Source organism: Psychroflexus sediminis (genome assembly GCF_900099815.1).
GTDB classification, from domain to species: domain Bacteria; phylum Bacteroidota; class Bacteroidia; order Flavobacteriales; family Flavobacteriaceae; genus Psychroflexus; species Psychroflexus sediminis.
This window is the reverse complement of the sequence record NZ_FNCW01000029.1, coordinates 1-3,511: the sequence shown is the minus strand read 5'-3', so window position 1 is coordinate 3,511 and position 3,511 is coordinate 1. Positions and strand designations below refer to the sequence as shown.

1 protein-coding gene is annotated in these 3,511 nt (G+C 36.8%); it reads right to left on the bottom strand.

Annotated features, from left to right (window positions below; all coding sequences use genetic code 11):
- Positions 1-1,999: 1,999 nt before the first annotated feature.
- A partial coding sequence (locus tag BLP81_RS13440) for an HYR domain-containing protein (protein WP_143002850.1) occupies positions 2,000-3,511 on the bottom strand: 1,512 nt, incomplete at its 5' end.

Below are 3,511 nucleotides of genomic sequence, written 5' to 3'. Positions count from 1 at the left end.
AGTTTGAGTAGGTCTAGATATGTGTCCAATGATTCTTTTTATTGACAAAAATCTAAATTCTATTTCAATTCACACACAACTTTTGAGATTGATCCGTTTTGTATTTCCAGCAGAGAATGCACTCAGGATATGTAATCCTGTAGCGCCTGCCTGACGCCTGCCTGTCGTGCTTTGGCAGGCAGGTGCCTTTGGCAGGCAGGTTAACAATTTATGTTTGGAAATAATTTTTTATTCCTTGAAATAATTTTTATACAACTCCGATTTTAAAGTCATTTTTAAAACTATCAAAAGAGTCGAAGAATTGGAGTAATGGATCACGGCAAACACAAGTGTCAAAAGCATAGTTTTTGTAAGCGCAGGGTAAAACATAAAAACCAAAATGGCGATAGCCATGGTTTTTATTTCCAGCAGAGAATGCACTCAGGATATGTAATCCTGTCACGCCTGCCTGTTCTGCCTTTGGCAGGAAGATGCCTTTGGCAGGCAGGTTAACAATTTATGTTTGGAAATAATTTTTTATTCCTTGAAATAATTTTTACACAACTACGATTTTAAAGTCATTTTTAAAACTATCAAAAGAGTCGAAGAATTTGAGTAATGAATCATGACAAGCAAAAAAACCACATTCGTTAGAATGTGGTTTGTATTTCCAACAGAGAATGCAGTAAGGATATACCATCATGTCACTATCACTTTCACAAACCCCCAAAACACTGATAATAAGTATTTTTGGGTTTTTTATTTCCTTAATGTATAGCCTCACATGTAACCCTCTATAATGGTGTTCCTATAGAAAGGTTTCCAAGCTTCAGGAACATACTAAAATGGCAACCATCCAAATCTATGCCTGGGTTCTTGAAAAAAAGGTTAGTGAGGATATGGGAAACCTTTTAATTAGACTATACATTTCAGAGGAGATGGCTAAAAAATTAAACTAGCTCTAAGATTGGAAGCTAAAGTGATTGAACAGAAAATTAAGCCCAATTGGCTACTGAGATAAATGGAACTCCCCCACCTCTCAGTACATTCCCCTTTATTCCGTTGCTCTCCATTCCGAGAAAGGCACTTCGTAAAAAAGTTCTTGGACACGGGCAAATAAGTGAATCCCTTCGTTGCGCTAATCCGCATAAAAAGCGGAACCGCTCCAATCAAGGAAACCCTTTTTATTCCAGAGTCCGCCAGATGTGCTCTTCTTTCATGCTTCGTGCTTACCCAAACCAATTAGAATTTATACAGTTTACTGATTCCCCCTCCCTAGCCATTTTTTGAAAAGCCAAAGTTCCGGAATTTAGAAATTAGCCGGTCTTTTACTTTAATTATCTTCTGGTCTTTATTTTTTAGACGGCCTATCCTAATTCTAAATACCCGGCTGAAAGCAGATTTAAAAATATTAACAGCGAAAGGCTCTTTAGGAACTAAATCAGAATTCCCGACGAACTTTTTTCAGTCCATTCTATAATTATATTTACATTCTAAAAATAAAAAATAAAAAACGCTTCAAAAGTCAAAAAATTTAGACAGACCGATCTATTTCTAAATCCCAAACGATGGCCTTGTTGTCACTGATTGATTTTTTTTTATGAAGGGTATTTTTACAAATGAAGTAATGTTCCTAAATGAAAGCATTGGAGAGCCTTTTTAAAAAAAGAATTAATTGGGTTTTTTTCGATTCTGAAAGATATCGAGTAAAGCCAAACCAAGTCTTCGGTTGCCATAAAACCGGATCCAAGGATAAACGTTTAAAGCCAATCATCATATTTCTGTAGTAAAATATGCAGAAATAACTCTCTCAACCTCTACCGCTATAAATGAGAGAGTATGAAATAAGTAATTCGTGAAATGCCCCAGGCTGCCAAAGTTTGTTTCTTGATTTTTGATTCTCTTTTTTTGGGGTCCCTGGCAATTTAATGCTATACAGTGTACAATTTTCCACTGAACAATCGTAACAAATAAAGAAGCTCCGGTATCCGAAGCTTCTTTATTAAAAATCTGAAAACAATTATTCCACAATAAACTGTCTCTCATATGAATGTCCTTTTGCTGTAGTTAATTTAAGAATATAAACCCCACTCATCATATTATGTCTTTGAAACGGAATATCATGAATTTCCATTGCTTTAACTGATCCGGAATACAGAACCTGAATTTCTCTTCCGATATAATCGAAGATTTTCAAAATTATCTCGGCATCTCCCCTAACACTAAACCTGGCTACTGCTTCAGTTTGTATAGGGTTTGGTAAAACCATGAGAGTTTCAAGTATTTCAATTGCCTCATTAGTATCAGTTAATTTTATTTCAAGATCATCATTGGTTTTGTTTCCTTTAGGCTTATGGATCACGATCGAGCCCCCTTCAAGTTCAGTAGTTGCATCTGAATTATCGGATTCTCCAATTTTGTTATCATACACCAATACATCCGAATCACTCTCCCAAATCTTAATCCTGAATTTATCAGAATTAAGTTGTCCATTAAGATCTCCATCGATAGCTACAACCATGAATTTATAGATGCCAGATCCATTAATTGAACCAACTCCTTTATAAGTAGACCGACCTCCAGAAATTACCAGGGACATATCATCATGTGCTGAACTTTTAAAATGGAAATCTGCATTACGGAACTGGAAGTTGGTATTACCCTCGACTTCAGATGTGTTATTTCTTCCGCTCTTGTATTTTGCAACAAAACCAAAACTTGCTTTTCCTTCCAGTGAAGTATCGGCAACATAAGCTCCTACCGGAGAATGGATCCATCCTCCACCCGTTACAAAACCACCATCGAGATCATAGATCACAACATATTCGAAAACAGAAGTTGCCGTTACTCCACAAGCATCTTCTATTAATAATTTTATGCTGTAGACATTAACCGGGAGGTCGAAGGTTTTGGAGATAAAATCACCCAAAATAGTTTCTTTTGGCTGGTCAATAAATGTAGTTCCATCTGTACTTAAAGACCATGTTGCATAACTAATATTGTCATCACTAATAGAAGCCTTTATAGTAATAGGGTTACCAATTGGTACTGGGTCAATCGGACCGGTTATTTCATTTATGACGGGAAACAAATTAGTATTACAACCATCAGGATCTCCGCTATCTTCAACAACCACCATAAAGCCTGTAGAATTGGTGTTTCCAGCATTATCCTTGACAGTTATTGTAATCTCTGTACTGCCTGAAATTAGCTCCCCGGGAGCAGGAATCTGACTAACTATTGGATTAGGATCGCAATTATCATAGACTTCTACCTGAGAGGTATAGTCCGCAAGAATAGAGTTTCCATCTTCATCTCCCTGGATAATTTTATTTTCGAACTCTCCAATTATGGGAGCTGTGGTATCATCAACAATTACTGACTGAGTTTGTTCACTGAAGTTTCCTGCTTCATCCGTATATTTCCAGGTAATGGTAGTGCTCGCCGTTATCGGAAGTACTGCATTTGTAGTTCCGGTTACTATCCCGTCGCAATTATCATTTGCCGTGGGTGCAGTGAGTTCACTCAAACT